The organism is Micromonospora sp. U21 (genome assembly GCF_018070045.1).
GTDB lineage: Bacteria > Actinomycetota > Actinomycetes > Mycobacteriales > Micromonosporaceae > Micromonospora.
The window spans coordinates 43,062-58,284 of sequence record NZ_JAGPYK010000003.1; the positions used below are offsets into that span (position 1 = coordinate 43,062).

Below are 15,223 nucleotides of genomic sequence, written 5' to 3' on the forward strand. Positions count from 1 at the left end.
CGGGCGTACGCGGCACGCGGACGGGGGTCCGGCGGACGGCGGGTTGGCGCCCGGGGGCATGATCCAGGCACCATGGACGGGATATGACGCTCACCGCCGCGCTGCCGACAAGCGCCGACCCCGACACCCTCTTCGACGCGTTCGCCGGCTGGGCGAAGGAGCGCGGCCTCGACCTCTACCCCCATCAGGAGGAGGCGGTCATCGAGATCGTCTCCGGCGCCAACCTGATCATGAACACGCCCACCGGCTCGGGCAAGAGCCTGGTGGCGGTCGCCGCGCACTTCACGGCCCTCGCGGACAGCCGGACCACCTTCTACACCGCACCGATCAAGGCGCTGGTGTCGGAGAAGTTCTTCGCCCTCTGCGAGGTGTTCGGCGCCGAGAACGTCGGCATGCTGACCGGCGACGCCAGCGTCAACGCCGACGCCCCGATCATCTGCTGCACCGCGGAGATCCTGGCCAACCTTGCGCTGCGCGAGGGAGACCGGGCCGACGTCGGCCAGGTGATCATGGACGAGTTCCACTTCTACGCCGAGCCGGACCGGGGTTGGGCCTGGCAGGTGCCGATCATCGAGCTGCCGCAGGCCCAGTTCATCCTGATGTCCGCCACCCTGGGGGACACCACCCGGTTCGTCGACGACCTGACCCGGCGCACCGGGCGGCCGACCGCCGTCGTCCGCTCGGCCGAGCGGCCCGTCCCGCTGATCTTCTCGTACGCCATGACGCCGCTGCACGAGACCCTCGAGGAGCTGCTGGAGACCAAGCAGGCCCCGGTGTACGTGGTGCACTTCACCCAGGCCGCCGCGCTGGAGCGCGCCCAGGCGCTGATGAGCGTCAACGTCTGCACCCGCGCCGAGAAGGACATGATCGCTGAGGCGATCGGCGGCTTCCGCTTCACCTCCGGCTTCGGCAAGACGCTGTCCCGGCTGGTCCGGCACGGCATCGGCGTCCACCACGCCGGCATGCTGGCCAAGTACCGCCGGCTGGTCGAGACCCTCGCGCAGGCCGGCCTGCTCAAGGTCATCTGCGGCACCGACACCCTCGGCGTCGGCATCAACGTGCCGATCCGCACCGTGCTGTTCACCGGCCTGTCCAAGTACGACGGGGTGCGCACCCGCCTGCTCAAGAACCGCGAGTTCCACCAGATCGCCGGCCGGGCCGGCCGGGCCGGCTTCGACACCATCGGCCGGGTGGTGGTGCAGGCGCCCGAGCATGTGATCGACAACGAGAAGGCCCTCGCCAAGGCCGGCGATGACCCGAAGAAGCGGCGCAAGGTGGTCCGCAAGAAGCCGCCGGAGGGCTCGATCGGCTGGGGTCAACCCACCTTCGACCGGCTGGTCGACGCCGAGCCGGAGCCGCTGACCTCCAGCTTCCAGGTCAGCCACTCGATGCTGCTGAACGTCATCGGCCGGCCCGGGGACGCGTTCACCGCGATGCGGCACCTGCTCACCGACAACCATGAGGACGCCGCCGCGCGGCGCCGGCACATCCGCCGGGCGATCGCCATCTACCGCGCGCTGCGGGCCGGCGGTGTGGTCGAGGAGCTGCCCGAGCCGGACGAGACCGGCCGGCGGATCCGGCTCACCGTCGACCTTCAGCTCGACTTCGCGCTCAACCAGCCGCTCTCCCCGCTGGCGCTGGCCACCATCGAGCTGCTCGACGCCGAGTCCCCGTCGTACGCCCTGGACGTCCTCTCGGTGATCGAGTCGATCCTCGACGACCCCCGACAGATCCTGTCCGCGCAGCAGTTCAAGGCGCGCGGCGAGGCGGTCGCCGCCATGAAGGCCGAGGGCATCGAGTACGAGGCTCGCCTGGAGCTGCTCGACGAGGTGACCCACCCGAAGCCCCTCGCGGAGCTGCTGGAGGCCGCGTACGAGATGTACCGGCAGGGGCACCCCTGGGTCGCCGACCACCAGCTCTCCCCCAAGGCCGTGGTCCGCGACATGTACGAGCGGGCGATGACCTTCACCGAGTACGTGCAGTTCTACGGTCTGACCCGCTCGGAAGGCCTCGTCCTGCGCTACCTGGCTGACGCGTACAAGACGCTGCGGCAGACGGTGCCCGAGGACGCCAAGACCGAGGAGCTGATCGACCTCATCGAGTGGCTGGGCGAGCTGGTCCGCCAGGTCGACTCCAGCCTGATCGACGAGTGGGAGCGGCTGCGCAACCCCTCCGACGTGGCGGAGGTGGCCCAGGCGCACGCCGCCCTGACCGACCGGCCACCGGCGGTGACCCGCAACGCGCGTGCGTTCCGGGTGCTGGTGCGCAACGCGCTGTTCCGCCGGGTCGAGCTGGCGGCGCTGCGCCGCTGGGACCTGCTCGCCGAACTGGACGCCGCCGACGGCTGGGACTACGACGCGTGGGCCGACGCGCTGCGGCCGTACTTCGAGGCGTACGACTTACTCGGCGTCGGGCCGGACGCGCGCGGACCGGCGCTGCTCATGATCGAGCAGGGCCGGGAGCGGTGGACCGTCCGGCAGATCTTCGACGACCCGGACGGCGACCACGACTGGGGCATCAGCGCCGAGGTCGACCTGGCCGCCTCGGACGAGATCGGCGCGGCCGTCATCCGGATCACCGAGGTCGGCCAGCTCTGACGCGATGCGAGCCGGAACTTCGCCTCCGGCACACGACCGGCGACGGCCTCGGCCTGGCTCCACTCACCGTGCCTCGGCCACCGCCCTGATCCGGCGCACCGCCTCGCGGACGCCTTCGTTCCACGGGGTGCCGTGGCCGGGGAGGATCCACGTCGCCTGCAGGTCCTCGATGCGGGCGAGTGAGGCGAGGGCCAACGCCGGGTCGTCGGTGAACGGCGCCGGCTGCGGACCCTGCCGGCCGGTCAGCACGTTCCGGGTGGTGAGCGCGTCCCCGACGAACACCGCGTCGGCGACCGGCACGTGCACGGCGATGCTGCCCGGCGAGTGGCCGGGCATCCCGATCACGCGCGGGGCACCGGGCAGGTCGAGCACCTGACCGTCCTCCACGGCGGTCACCTCGGTGAGGTGGGTCGTGCGCAACCCGCCCTTGCGGCTCGCGTACCAGAGGAAGCGCGCCGTCGCACCCACCTTGAACTTCCCGAAGGACGCCTCGGGCTTGACCTCGCCCCGGGCGCGGGCGGCGTCCGCGCTGTGCACGTGGACCGGCACGCCGTGATCGCGCCGGAGCCGCTCGGCGAACCCGATGTGGTCCGTGTCGCCATGGGTGAGGATCAGGCCGCGGACGTCGGCGAGCGAACGGCCCATGCCGGACAACTCCGCCACCAGCTCCGACCACTGACCGGAGAGCCCGGCGTCCACGACGGTCACGCCCTCCTCGGTCTCGATCAGGTAGGCGGCGACGATGTCGTTGCCGATGCGGTGCAGGTGTGGACCGAGCCTCATGAGTGCCTCCCGAAGTGACGTCACGCCCCTGATGGCTACGGTATATAGCCATCATGGCTAAAAGCTATAGCTATCATGGTGACGGCCGTCGCCCTACCCGGAAGGAGCACCCGCATGCCGACCCCCGACCGGACGTCGCTCGCCCACATCGTCGAGGCCGCCCGCGACATCCTGGAGTCGGAAGGGCTCCCGCGCCTGACGATGCAGGCGGTCGCCGAGCGGGTCGGTGTGCGCGCCCCGTCGCTCTACAAGCGGGTCCGCAATCGCGACGCCCTGATCCGGCTCGTCGCCGAGACCACCGTTCGCGACCTAGGCCAGCAGCTCAGCGCCGTCGCCAGCAGCGGCGACCCGGCCACGGACCTCGGCGAGTTGGCCCGCGCATTCCGCGCGTTCGCCCACGCGCACCCGGCCGGCTATCAGCTGATCTTCGCCAACGGCCGCGAGGAGACCCGGCCCAGCCTCGACGCCCTCACCATGGCCAGCGCCCCCGCCCTGCGCGTCGCCGCCGACCTCGCCGGGCCCGGGCACGCCCTGGAGGCCGCCCGCATGTTCACCGCCTGGGCCAACGGCTTCGTCAGCATGGAGTTCGCGGGCGCCTTCAACCTCGGCGGCGACCTCGACGAGGCCTTCGAGTTCGGCATCATCCGTCTGACCGCCGCCTTCGCGGCCCCGGAACCGCCCCCGGCCGACTGACCGCCAGGGGCCGTATCCGGGCCTCCGAGGCGACTCCTTCCCGCCCCCGGTTTCGCTGGGCAATGTCAGACCCGTCGATTAGAATGTATGTACTAATCGAGATCCTGACCTGGGAGGACGCCCGTGACCGCGCCCGCCTCCACGCCCCTCACCCCCTACGCCACACTGCTCGGCTTCACCCGCTACGTCGACCGCAACGGCCCCACCAAGGCGACCTTCGTGGGCGGCCTGCGTAAGCAGCGGGCCAGCCGCTCCGGCTTCAACCCGCACGGCCAGTTCGTCAAGGCTCTCAAGGCCGACATCGCCTTCCACACCGGCGGCACCCACCTCACCGGCGTGGTCGACGTGGTCAAGCCGCGCTGGCGCCCGCTCTACCAGGCGCTGGTGCCCGGCGCCACGGCCTGGCTGCACTCCCTGGGCGAGCCGTCGGCCGTCGACCTTGCCCAGACCCGCGACGCCCTGGCCATGCTGGGCGACCTACCCGTCAAGATCAACCCCCACTTCGGGGTACGGCACGCCGACGGCCGGGCCGAGGCGGTCCGGCTGCACTTCGACGAAACCCCGCCGAGTGCGGAATCCGTGCTCGCCACCCTGCACCTGATGACCCGGCACATGGACGCGGTGCTGCCGCACGCCGAGCCGGTTCTGGTCGACGTCCGACGCGGTCAGGCCCACCACATGCCCGCCGACGCCAAGCCCGAGCAGATCGAACGCTGGCTGGCCGGCGAAGCCGCCGCCTTCCGCGCCATCTGGTCCACCGCCGCCTGACAACCAACCCCGCCAGCCCGGGCCGCTGTCCGGGGCCGCTGCCCGGCAAGATCACGCTCGATCCAGGATGTAGTGGCCTCCCCTCCTCGGGAGGCCACTACATTCATGTTCGGGCGAGATCATGAGGTCAGTGGGCAGTGAACGTGCCGCGCGTTCTGCGGTTATCCACAGGGGCGGCGTGGGGCAGCGCGATCGGTCAGCCTGGAGGCCATGCCGAAAGCTCCTCGCCGGCCGCCCCAGTTGCGCGGTCGGGTCTTCCGCGGCTCGGTCGCCATCTCGCAGGGGCTGCTGACCCGCAACGACCTACGCAGCTCCGCGTGGCGGCCACTCTTCCGGGACGTCTACGTCGACGCCCGGGTCAGAGTCACCCACCTGACCAGGTGCGCCGCTGTCGGACGCTGGCTGATCCCGCCCGGCGCGGCCATCGCAGGGAGCGCCGCGGCGGCCCTGTACGGCTGCGCGACACCGACTCTGAGCGAGCCGGTCGACGTGCTGGTGCCCAGCGACGCCCGGATCGGGCCGACCGCCGGCCTTCGGATCCACCACGGGGAGATCGACCCCGGCGACACGGTGGACCGGGCGGGAGTCAGGGTGACCAGTCCGGCGCGGACCTGCTGGGACCTCGCCCGTTGGCTCGATGTCGTCGAGGCGGTGGTCGTCATCGACTCCCTGATGGCCAGCCGGCTCATCGACGTGCCGACATTGCGCGAGTACGCGCTGGGCCGGGCCGGTCGACGGGGCTGGCGGGCTCTGCTGCGCGCGGTTGACCTGGCCGACGCGGGCGCGGAGTCACCCCAGGAGTCCCGCACCCGGGTGCGGCTCGTGCTCGCCGGGCTGCCCAGGTCGCAGACGCAGTGGATCGTCGCCGATCAGGGCCGGTTCGTGGCCCGGCTGGACCTGGCCTGGCCGCAGTTCAAGGTCGCGGTGGAGTACGACGGGCTCTGGCACGACGACCCCGAGCAGTTCCACCGGGACCGCCAGCGGCTCAACCGGCTGCTCGGCGGCGACTGGATCGTCCTGCACGTGACCGCCAAGCGCCTCCGGGACGACTTCGACGGCTTCCTTGCCGAGGTCAGGGCCGCCCTGCGTACCCGGTCCCGCTCCCCTGGGCACCATGATCGTGCTCGAATAAGGAAATAGTGGCCTCCCCGTCAAGGGAGACCACTACTTCCTGGGTCGAGCGTGATCTTGGGGCGTGGCGCGCGGCGCGCCGGGGTTAGGCGGCGGGGAGGTACTTTGCCAGGTCGTCGAGGATCTTGTTGGCGGCGCCGACGCCGATGCCGGTCATCCAGACCTCGTCGGCGACCGGGTACGCCTTGCCGGCCTTGACCGCGCCGAGGCCCTTCCAGAGGGTGCCGGCGGTCATCTTGGTCTGCTCGGCGGCGGCCTTGTCGCCGTAGGCGGTCACGAAGATGACGTCACCGTCGACCTCGTTGATCCGCTCGGGGCTGACCAGGTCGAAGCGCTTGTCCTCCTTGTTGGCGAGCTGCTGCCGCTCGGGGCGGCCCAGGCCGGTGTCGCCGATGACGATGCCGGAGAACGAGTCCGGGCCGTAGACCCGGATGTTGCCGGGGAGGAACCGCACGATGGACACCTTGCGGGCGGCGGCGTCGCCGAGCGCCGCGCCGAAGTCCTTGGCGCGCTTCTCGTACGCGGCGAGCAGATCCTTGGCCTGCTGCTCGTGGCCGAGTGCCTTGCCGTCGAGGAGGAAGTTCTCCTTCCAGGTGATGCCGACCTTGTCGGTGAACACCGTCGGCGCGATGGCGGCCAGCTCGTCGTAGAACTTCTCCTGGCGGAACTTGCTGCCCAGGATGAGGTCCGGCTTCAGCGCGTTGATCGCCTCCAGGTCGGGCTCGGTGAGCACCCCGACCTCCTTGATGCTGGCGAGCTTGTCCGCGCCGAAGTAGGTCGGCCAGCTCTTGGCCTCACCGGCGGTGGCGGCGCCGACCGGCGTGACGCCCAGCGAGAGCACCGTGTCGATCTTGTCGGTGTCGAGCACGACGACGCGCTTGGGCTCCGCCGGGACCTTGGTGGTGCCCATGGCGTGGGTGATCTCCCGGGTCTCCCCGGTGGTGGAGCCGGCGACCGGGTCGCTCTCACCGCAGGCGGTGAGGCCGACGCCGAGGGCGACGGCCGCGGCGAGGGCGGCGACGAGACGACGCATCAGAGTCCTTTCGAAGGGTACGAGCCGGCGAGCGGGATGTTCCCGTCGTCGGCGGGTTGGGCGGAGGGGGTAACCGGGCGGGCGGTGGTGCCGCCGGTGTGCGCGGGAACCACCAGGGGCGCCCCGGTCACCGGGCAGGGCACGACCACGCAGGCCAGCCCGAAGACGTCACGGACCAGGTCCGCGGTGAGGATCTCCCGGGGCGGCCCCGCGGCCACCACCGTGCCGGCGCGCATCGCGACCAGGTGGTCGGCGTAGCGGGCGGCCTGGTTCAGGTCGTGCAGCACGGCAACCACGGTGCGGCCCCGCTCGACGCGCAGCCGGTGCAGCAGGTCCAGCACCTCCACCTGGTGGGCCAGGTCGAGGAAGGTGGTCGGCTCGTCCAGCAGCAGGGCGTCGGTGTCCTGGGCCAGCGTCATGGCGATCCACACCCGCTGTCGCTGGCCGCCGGAGAGGCTGTCGACCGGCCGGTCGGCCAGGCCGGCCACGTCGGCCAGGGCCATCGCCCGGTCCACCGCCGCGCCGTCCTCCGGTGACCACTGCCGCCACCACCGCTGGTACGGCTGCCGGCCACGCCCCACCAGGTCGGCAACGGTGACACCCTCGGGCACCAGCGGGCTCTGCGGCAACACGCCGAGTCGACGGGCCACCTCCCGGGTAGGCAGGTCGCGGATCGCGCTGCCGTCCAGCAGCACCGTGCCGCGGCGGGGGGTGAGCAACCGGGCCATGGTTCGCAGCAGGGTGGACTTGCCGCACGCGTTCGGCCCGACGATCACGGTGAACGCGTCGGTCGGCAGGTCCAGGTCGAGCCCGTCGAGCACGGTCCGATCGTCGTAGCCGGCGACCAGGTCGCGGGTGGAGAGCATCACGACTCCTTCAGGGGGCCGGGGCGGGTGGCCGTCACGAGGAACGCCGCCGTCCGCGCAGCAGCAGGAAGATCAGGTACGGCCCACCGATCGCCGCGGTCAGCACGCCGGCCGGCAGTTGGGTGGGTGCGAACAGCCGCCGGCCGGCCAGATCGGCCAGCACCAGCAGCAGCGCGCCGAGCAGCGCCGCGCAGACCAGCGGCGGCCGTTCGGCGCGCACCAGCCGCCGCGCCACCTGGGGCGCGACCAGGGCCACGAAGTCGACGGCGCCGACCTGGGCGGTGACCATCGCGGCGACGAGTACGCCGGTGCCGGCGAGCCCGATGCGACGGGCCACCGGACGCAGCCCGACCCCGCGCGCGGTGTCGTCGTCCAGCGCGGTGCTGTTCAGCGCCCAACCGGCCCAGGCCAGCACCGGCAGCAGCACCAGCAGCGTCCCGGCGATCCAGGCGGCCTCGGTCCAGCCCTTGCCGGCCAGCGTGCCGATCAGCCAGATCTGCGCCCGCAGCCCGTCGATCGGGTCGGCGGTGAGCATGACCACCTCGGTCAGCGCCCGGAAGGCGAAGGCGACCGCCACCCCGGCGAGCACGAACCGCTGCGCGGCCAGCCCGTGCCGAGCACCGAGGGCGAACAGCAGCACCGCGGCGAGCAGCCCGCCCACCAGCGCGGTGGGGGCCACCAGCACTGCGGCGGCCCCGCTGGTCAACGCCACGGTCGCGGCGAGCCCGGCGCCCTGGGTGATGCCGATGACGTCGGGGCTGGCCAGCGGATTGCGGGCGACGCTCTGGATCAGCGTCCCGGCCACGCCGAAGGCCGCGCCGGCCACCGCGGCCAGCACGATCCGCGGCAGCCGAAGGTCAAAGACGACCAGGTCGTACGGGGTGCCCGCCCCGGAGAGCGCGCGCAGCACGTCGGCCGGGGCGACGTACGGGGTGCCGAGGGAGAGGCTGAGTACCACTGCCAGCAGGAGCAGCACGATCAGCGCGGCGGCCACCAGCACCGCGCGACGGCGGACCTGGAGGCTGACCGGGCCGATCCGCAGCAGCGACCGCCCGGGCAGCCGTGCGCTGGCGGTACCGGGCGACGCGTCGGCGTCGGGCGCCGTGGTCGAGGAGTCGGGGCGGCGGTCGACGGTGGTCACGCGGTCACCACCCGGGCACGGCGGACCAGCACGGCCAGCAGCGGCGCGCCGATCAGGGCGGTGACGATCCCGGCCGGTATCTCACCGGGCGGGGCGACGAGCCGGCCGACGACGTCGGCGCCGAGCAGCAGCGCCGGCCCGAGCAGGGCGGAGACGGCGAGGGTCCAGCGGTGGTCCGCCCCGACCAGTGCGCGCGCCAGGTGCGGCACGGCCAACCCGACGAAGGCGACCGGGCCGGCGGCCGCCACAGCGGCCCCGGTCAGCAGCACCGCGGCGAGGCCACCGCCGAGGCGGACCAGGCCGACCCGGTTGCCGAGGCCGCGGGCCACGTCGTCGCCGAGGGCCAGAGCGTCCAGACCCCGGGCCACCAGGGCGGCCAGCACCAGCCCGGCGAGGACGAAGGGCAGTACCTGAGCGGTGACCGACAGGTCCCGCCCGGCCAGCCCACCGACCACCCAGAACCGGTACTCCTCGAAGGTGCGGGCGTCGATGCTGAGCAGCGCGTACACCCCGGAGGCGAGGCTGGCGTCGAGCGCCGCCCCGACCAGCGCGAGGGTGACCGGACTGGCGCCCTCGCGGGCCCGGCTGGCGATGGCGAAGACCAACAGCCCGGCGAGCAGCGCGCCGGCGATGCCGAACCAGACGTACCCGGCGAGCGTGCCGACACCGAAGACGGAGATGGCCAGCACCACGCCGAACGACGCGCCGGCACTGATGCCGAGGATGCGCGGCTCGGCGAGTGGGTTGCGGGTGAGCGCCTGGAACAGCACGCCGGCCACGGCGAGCGCGAGCCCGACGGCAAGGCCGAGCGCGGTGCGCGGCACCCGCAGCTCCCGGACGATGGTGCTGGCGTCACCGCCGTCCGGCGCGACGAGGGCGTTCCAGACCTGGTCGACACCGAGTTGCCGGCTGCCGAGCGCGAAGCTGGCCAGCACGGTGAGCAGCAGTACCAGCGCGGCGCCGACGGTCACGGCCACCCGGCGGCCGGTGCGGGTGCCGGACCGGCTGCGGGCCGGTGCCGGCCGGATGGCGAGGGTGGTCACGAGTCTCCTGCACGTTCGCGCTTAGGTTCGCCTTACCTTAGCCGACGTGCTGAGGGTCGCCTAACTGGCGCTCGTCGATCCCGAGCGGATGACCAGGGCGGACGCCCGCGCCGAGGGGGCGGCGCGCCTAGGGTGGGAGCATGCGATTCGACCAGCACACGGTCGTGCTTCTGGTCCGGCCCGAGGACGCCCCGGAGCTGCCGCAGGACGCGATCGACCGGTTGCAGAACGCGCACCTGGCGCACCAGGCGGGGCTCGTGGAGCAGGGACTGGTGCTCGCGGCCGGGCCGTTCCTGCACGCCGACGACGACCGGCTGCGGGGCTTCGTCGTGCTCTCCATCGCCCCGGACGAGGCCCGTACGCTCTACGCCAACGATCCGGCCGTGCGGGCCGGCCGCCTGGCCGTGCAGGTGACGAGCTGGCTGGTCCCGGAGGGCAACGTGCGGTTCGAGAGCGTGCCGATGCCCCGGTCGATGCTGGAGGCGGCGGCGGGCGACTGATCCGACGCCGGTGGGCTCAGCCGGTGGCGCCGGTCGGGGCCGCCGGGAGGCCGGACGAGCTGACCGGCGCGGGCGTGCTCCCCTGCTCATCCTCACTGCGGTGCTCTCGCGGCAGCTCCCCGATCGGGACCACCCGTAGCGCCTCCACCGAGCCGATGATCACCCGCAGCGCCGGGAAGTGGTCCCGCAGCACCTGCTGGCACCGGCCGCACGGCGCGACGACCGCACGCCCCCGGTCGGCGACCGTCACGATGGCCTCCAGCCCGGTCACCCCCTGCGTCGCGGCGGTGCCGACGACGATCAGCTCGGCGCAGGACCCTCCGGTGACGTGGTGGACGTTGACTCCGGTGAAGACCCGCCCGTCGGCGGTCCGGGCGGCGGCCGCGACGGTGTGGTGCTCGCTGCGGCAGCGCAGCTTGGCGACCGCCGTGGCGGCCTGCACCAGCGCCCGGTCGGTGTCCCGCAGCTCCATTCCGGCCCTCCGCGCTCGACGTCGGCCGCCAACTGTAGACCGCCGCCCGGGCGTCCAGGCGGCGGTGGCGCGGTAACCCGGGGGCGGTACGCGGCCGGGCTGCCTATCCTTGGGCACGACATGCAGAATCCAGCCGCCTCCGCCGCGACCGATCCCGTCCGCGAGCTGCACCGCCGCCTCACCCCCCTGATGTTCCGCGACCAGCGCCGGCTCCAGCGACGGCTGGACGGCGCCCGCAAGCTGCGCGACCCGCAGCGTCGGGACGCGGCGCTGGCCGAGATCACCGCTGACGTGGTCCGGGCCGAGCAGCGGATCGCCACCCGGCGAGCGGCGGTGCCCGTCATCACGTACCCCGCGGGGTTGCCGGTCAGCGAGCGCAAGGACGACATCGCCGCCGCCATCCGCGACCACCAGGTGGTGATCGTGGCCGGCGAGACCGGCTCCGGCAAGACCACCCAGATCCCCAAGATCTGCCTGGAGCTGGGGCGCGGAGTGCACGGGCTGATCGGGCACACCCAGCCCCGGCGGCTGGCCGCCCGGACGGTCGCCGACCGGATCGCCGACGAGCTGGGCACCGAGTTGGGTGACGTGGTCGGCTACAAGGTGCGCTTCACCGACCAGGTCAGCGAGCGCAGCCTGGTCAAGCTGATGACCGACGGCATCCTGCTGGCCGAGTTGCAGACCGACCGGATGCTGCGCCAGTACGACACGTTGATCATCGACGAGGCGCACGAGCGCAGCCTCAACATCGACTTCATCCTCGGGTACCTGCGGGAGCTGCTGCCCCGGCGACCCGACCTCAAGGTGATCATCACCTCGGCGACCATCGAGACCGACCGCTTCGCCCGGCACTTCGCCGGACCGCCGACCGCCGACGAGCCGCAGGGCGTACCGGCGCCGGTGGTGGAGGTCTCAGGGCGGACCTATCCGGTGGAGGTGCGCTACCGGCCGCTGGTCGAGGTCGCCGAGGGCGAGGAGGACGGCGACGGGGACGAGGAAACCGTCCGCGACCAGATCCAGGCGATCGGCGACGCCGTCGAGGAACTGGCCGCCGAGGGCCCCGGCGACATCCTTGTCTTCCTCAGCGGGGAACGGGAGATCCGGGACACCGCCGACGCGCTGGGCAAGCTGGTACAGAAGAAACGCGCACTGCTCGGCACCGAGATCCTGCCGCTGTACGCCCGGCTCTCCAGCGCCGAGCAGCACCGGGTCTTCGCCGCGCACACCTCGCGCCGGGTGGTGCTCGCCACCAACGTCGCGGAGACCTCGCTGACCGTGCCCGGCATCAAGTACGTCGTGGACCCGGGCACCGCCCGGATCTCCCGCTACTCCAGCCGCCTCAAGGTGCAGCGGCTGCCGATCGAGCCGATCTCCCAGGCGTCGGCCAACCAGCGCAAGGGGCGCTGCGGCCGGACCTCGGACGGTATCTGCATCCGCCTCTACGACGAGCAGGACTTCCTCTCCCGGCCGGAGTTCACCGACCCGGAGATCCTGCGCACCAACCTGGCGTCGGTCATCCTCCAGATGACCGCCATCGGGCTCGGCGACCTCGCCGCGTTCCCGTTCATCGACCCGCCGGACCGGCGCAACATCACCGACGGGGTCAACCTGCTGCACGAGCTGGGCGCGCTCGACCCGGCCGAGGCCGACCCGGCGAAGCGGCTCACCGCGCTGGGCCGGCGGCTGGCCCAACTGCCGGTCGACCCGCGACTGGCCCGCATGGTCGTCGAGGGCGAGCGCAACGGTTGCGCCACCGAGGTGCTGGTGATCGCCGCCGCGCTATCCATCCAGGACCCGCGGGAGCGGCCGGCGGAGAAGCAGGCCCAGGCCGACCAGGCACACGCCCGGTTCGCCGACAAGGAGTCGGACTTCGTCGCCTTCCTCAACCTCTGGCGCTACCTGCGGGAGCAGCAGCGGGCGCTGTCGTCCAGCGCGTTCCGCCGGATGTGCAAGGCGGAGTACCTGAACTACCTGCGGGTCCGCGAGTGGCAGGACATCGTCGGCCAACTGCGTCAGGTGCTGCGTACCCCGCCCGACGGCGACCGGCGTGGTGAGCGGCCGGCGCGCGACACCTCGGACGGCGCGGACGCCGGCCGGGGTGAGAGCCGACGTGGCGGCGCGGACCTGCCGGAGGAGATCGACACCCCGAAGGTGCACCTGTCCCTGCTGCCGGGCCTCCTGTCGCACATCGGGCTCAAGGACGCCCAGAAGCACGAGTACCTGGGTGCGCGGGGAGCGAAGTTCGCGCTCTTTCCCGGCTCGGCGCTGTTCAAGAAGCCGCCGCGCTGGGTGATGGCCGCCGAGCTGGTGGAGACGTCCCGGCTGTGGGGCCGGATTGCCGGCCGGGTCGAACCGGAGTGGGTCGAACCGCTCGCGCAGCACCTGGTCAAGCGCAGCTACAGCGAACCGCACTGGGAGAAGAAGCAGGCCGCGGTGATGGCCTACGAGAAGGTCACCCTGTACGGCATCCCGCTGGTGACCTCGCGCAAGGTGAATTTCGGTCGGATCGACCCGGCGCTGAGCCGCGAGCTGTTCATCCGGCACGCGCTGGTGGAGGGCGACTGGCAGACCCACCACCAGTTCTGGGCGGACAACAAGCGGCTGCTCGCCGAGATCGAGGAATTGGAGAGCCGGGCCCGCCGCCGGGACATCCTCGTCGACGACGAGGCGATCTTCGGCTTCTACGACCAGCGGATCCCCGCCGACGTGGTCTCCGGCCGGCACTTCGACGCCTGGTGGAAGAAGACCCGCCGGGACCAACCCGATCTGCTCACCTTCACCCGCGACCTGCTGGTCAACGACGGCCGGCCGGGGGTGGACGAGGGCGACTACCCGGACGAGTGGCGAGCCGACGGGGTGACCCTGCCGCTGACCTACCGGTTCGAGCCGGGCACGCCGACCGACGGCGTCACCGTGGACATCCCGCTGCCGCTGCTCAACCAGGTGCCGGCGGAGAGCTTCGACTGGCAGGTGCCCGGGCTGCGCGAGGAGACGGTGATCGCGCTGATCCGCTCGCTGCCCAAGGCGGTGCGCCGCAACTTCGTCCCGGTGCCGGACTTCGCGCGGGCCGCCCTGGCGGCGATCACCCCTGGTGAGGAGCCGCTGCTGGACGCGCTCACCCGGCAGCTGCGCCGGATGACCGGTGTCACCGTGCCCCGCGACGCCTGGGAACCGGGCAAACTCCCGGCCCACCTGCGGGTCACCTTCCGGGTGCTGGGCGACGACGACAAGCCGGTCGCCGAGGGCAAGGACCTACCGGCCCTGCAACGCCAGCTCCACCAGGAGGTACGCCAGGTGGTGGCGGCCGCCGCGCCGGAGGTCGCCCGGACGGGGCTGCGCGAGTGGAGCATTGACGATCTTCCTCGCACCATCGAGCAGGTCCGCGCCGGCTACGCGGTGACCGCGTACCCGGCGCTGGTCGACGAGGGCGCCACGGTCGGGGTGAAGGTCTTCGACTCCCCCGCCGAGGCGGAGGCGGCGCACTGGGCCGGCACCCGCCGGCTGCTGCGGCTCACCGTGCCGTCCCCGGCGCGTTTCCTGCAGGGCCGGCTGAGCAACGAGGCGAAGCTGGCGCTGAGCCGCAACCCGCACGGCGGCGTGCAGGAGCTGATCGAGGACGCGGCGGGCGCGGCCATCGACCGGCTGATCGGTGCCGCCGGCGGGCCGGCCTGGGACGGCGATGGGTTCGCGGCGCTCCGCGAGAAGGTCCGCGCCGACCTGGTCGACACCGTGGTCGAGGTGATGGACCGGGTCCGCAAGGTGCTCGCCGCCGCGTACGCCGTCGAGCAACGGCTCGGCGCCACCCGGAACCTCGCCGTGGTGGCCGCGCTGGCCGACATCCGCAGCCAGCTCGCCGGGCTGGTGCACGCCGGTTTCATCACCGAGACCGGGTACGCGCGCCTGCCCGACCTGCTGCGTTACCTCACCGCCATCGAGCGCCGGCTGGAACGGCTGCCAGGCAACCCGCAGCGCGACCGCCAGCAGCAGGACCGGGTCGCGGCGGTGCAGAAGGAGTACGCCGACCTGCTCGCCGCGCTGCCGCCGGGGCGCCGGCAGGAGACCGCCGTCCGGCAGATCCGTTGGATGATCGAGGAGTTGCGGGTGAACGTCTTCGCCCAGGCGCTGGGGACCCCGTACCCCGTCTCGGAGCAGCGGATCTACCGGGCGATGGACGACGCCGAAGGACGCTGACGGCG

Annotated in this window: 12 protein-coding genes; 6 read left to right on the forward strand and 6 right to left on the reverse strand. The window is 72.5% G+C overall.

Going from position 1 to position 15,223, the window contains the following annotated elements:
* Positions 1–83: 83 nt before the first annotated feature.
* Positions 84–2,597, forward strand: a complete 2,514-nt coding sequence (locus KBX63_RS04920; protein WP_210908656.1) for an RNA helicase — start codon at positions 84–86, stop codon at positions 2,595–2,597.
* A 63-nt stretch (positions 2,598–2,660) separates the two neighbouring features.
* On the opposite strand, the gene KBX63_RS04925 is transcribed toward KBX63_RS04920, so the two are convergent.
* Positions 2,661–3,380, reverse strand: coding sequence for an MBL fold metallo-hydrolase (locus KBX63_RS04925; protein ID WP_210908657.1), 720 nt, complete (start codon positions 3,378–3,380; stop codon positions 2,661–2,663).
* A 114-nt stretch (positions 3,381–3,494) separates the two neighbouring features.
* Here KBX63_RS04925 and KBX63_RS04930 point away from each other — a divergent pair, with 114 nt between their 5' ends.
* The 3 genes from KBX63_RS04930 (at position 3,495) to KBX63_RS04940 (ending at position 5,981) form a co-directional block, all read left to right on the forward strand.
* On the forward strand, positions 3,495–4,073 hold the full coding sequence (locus tag KBX63_RS04930; RefSeq protein WP_210908658.1) for a TetR/AcrR family transcriptional regulator: 579 nt from the start codon (positions 3,495–3,497) through the stop codon (positions 4,071–4,073).
* Between the two features lie 123 nt (positions 4,074–4,196).
* Complete coding sequence (locus tag KBX63_RS04935) at positions 4,197–4,841, forward strand: hypothetical protein (RefSeq protein WP_210908659.1); 645 nt, start codon at positions 4,197–4,199, stop codon at positions 4,839–4,841.
* 210 nt (positions 4,842–5,051) lie between these two features.
* Positions 5,052–5,981: an endonuclease domain-containing protein gene (locus tag KBX63_RS04940; protein WP_210908660.1), complete on the forward strand. Its 930-nt coding sequence runs from the start codon at positions 5,052–5,054 to the stop codon at positions 5,979–5,981.
* A gap of 76 nt (positions 5,982–6,057) precedes the next feature.
* Here the strand turns inward: KBX63_RS04940 and KBX63_RS04945 are convergent, their stop codons facing one another.
* Genes KBX63_RS04945 through KBX63_RS04960 form a run of 4 tightly spaced genes read right to left on the reverse strand, consistent with a single transcriptional unit; the run spans position 6,058 to position 10,055 of the window.
* The gene (locus tag KBX63_RS04945; protein WP_210908661.1) at positions 6,058–7,005 is read right to left on the reverse strand and encodes an ABC transporter substrate-binding protein; all 948 of its coding nucleotides are present in this window, start codon (positions 7,003–7,005) and stop codon (positions 6,058–6,060) included.
* Complete coding sequence (locus KBX63_RS04950; RefSeq protein ID WP_210908663.1) at positions 7,005–7,871, reverse strand: ABC transporter ATP-binding protein; 867 nt, start codon at positions 7,869–7,871, stop codon at positions 7,005–7,007. Before KBX63_RS04950 ends, KBX63_RS04945 begins: the two co-directional genes overlap by 1 nt.
* 34 nt (positions 7,872–7,905) lie before the next feature.
* Complete coding sequence (locus KBX63_RS04955; RefSeq protein ID WP_307871617.1) at positions 7,906–9,012, reverse strand: iron ABC transporter permease; 1,107 nt, start codon at positions 9,010–9,012, stop codon at positions 7,906–7,908.
* Entirely contained in the window at positions 9,009–10,055 is a 1,047-nt protein-coding gene (locus KBX63_RS04960) for an iron ABC transporter permease (RefSeq protein ID WP_210908665.1), read from the reverse strand. Before KBX63_RS04960 ends, KBX63_RS04955 begins: the two co-directional genes overlap by 4 nt.
* A gap of 140 nt (positions 10,056–10,195) precedes the next feature.
* Here KBX63_RS04960 and KBX63_RS04965 point away from each other — a divergent pair, with 140 nt between their 5' ends.
* Positions 10,196–10,555: a YciI family protein gene (locus tag KBX63_RS04965; RefSeq protein WP_210908667.1), complete on the forward strand. Its 360-nt coding sequence runs from the start codon at positions 10,196–10,198 to the stop codon at positions 10,553–10,555.
* A 16-nt stretch (positions 10,556–10,571) separates the two neighbouring features.
* On the opposite strand, the gene KBX63_RS04970 is transcribed toward KBX63_RS04965, so the two are convergent.
* Complete coding sequence (locus KBX63_RS04970) at positions 10,572–11,027, reverse strand: cytidine deaminase (protein ID WP_210908669.1); 456 nt, start codon at positions 11,025–11,027, stop codon at positions 10,572–10,574.
* A 120-nt stretch (positions 11,028–11,147) separates the two neighbouring features.
* Here KBX63_RS04970 and hrpA point away from each other — a divergent pair, with 120 nt between their 5' ends.
* The gene (gene hrpA / locus KBX63_RS04975; RefSeq protein WP_210908673.1) at positions 11,148–15,218 is read left to right on the forward strand and encodes an ATP-dependent RNA helicase HrpA; all 4,071 of its coding nucleotides are present in this window, start codon (positions 11,148–11,150) and stop codon (positions 15,216–15,218) included.
* Positions 15,219–15,223 lie beyond the last annotated feature (5 nt).

Coding starts and splice junctions, on each gene's coding strand:
- KBX63_RS04920 (WP_210908656.1), top strand. CDS start 84: ATGACGCTCACCGCCGCGCTGCCGACAAGCGCCGACCCCGACACCCTC.
- KBX63_RS04925 (WP_210908657.1), bottom strand. CDS start 3,380: ATGAGGCTCGGTCCACACCTGCACCGCATCGGCAACGACATCGTCGCC.
- KBX63_RS04930 (WP_210908658.1), top strand. CDS start 3,495: ATGCCGACCCCCGACCGGACGTCGCTCGCCCACATCGTCGAGGCCGCC.
- KBX63_RS04940 (WP_210908660.1), top strand. CDS start 5,052: ATGCCGAAAGCTCCTCGCCGGCCGCCCCAGTTGCGCGGTCGGGTCTTC.
- KBX63_RS04945 (WP_210908661.1), bottom strand. CDS start 7,005: ATGCGTCGTCTCGTCGCCGCCCTCGCCGCGGCCGTCGCCCTCGGCGTC.
- KBX63_RS04950 (WP_210908663.1), bottom strand. CDS start 7,871: ATGCTCTCCACCCGCGACCTGGTCGCCGGCTACGACGATCGGACCGTG.
- KBX63_RS04965 (WP_210908667.1), top strand. CDS start 10,196: ATGCGATTCGACCAGCACACGGTCGTGCTTCTGGTCCGGCCCGAGGAC.
- KBX63_RS04970 (WP_210908669.1), bottom strand. CDS start 11,027: ATGGAGCTGCGGGACACCGACCGGGCGCTGGTGCAGGCCGCCACGGCG.
- hrpA (WP_210908673.1), top strand. CDS start 11,148: ATGCAGAATCCAGCCGCCTCCGCCGCGACCGATCCCGTCCGCGAGCTG.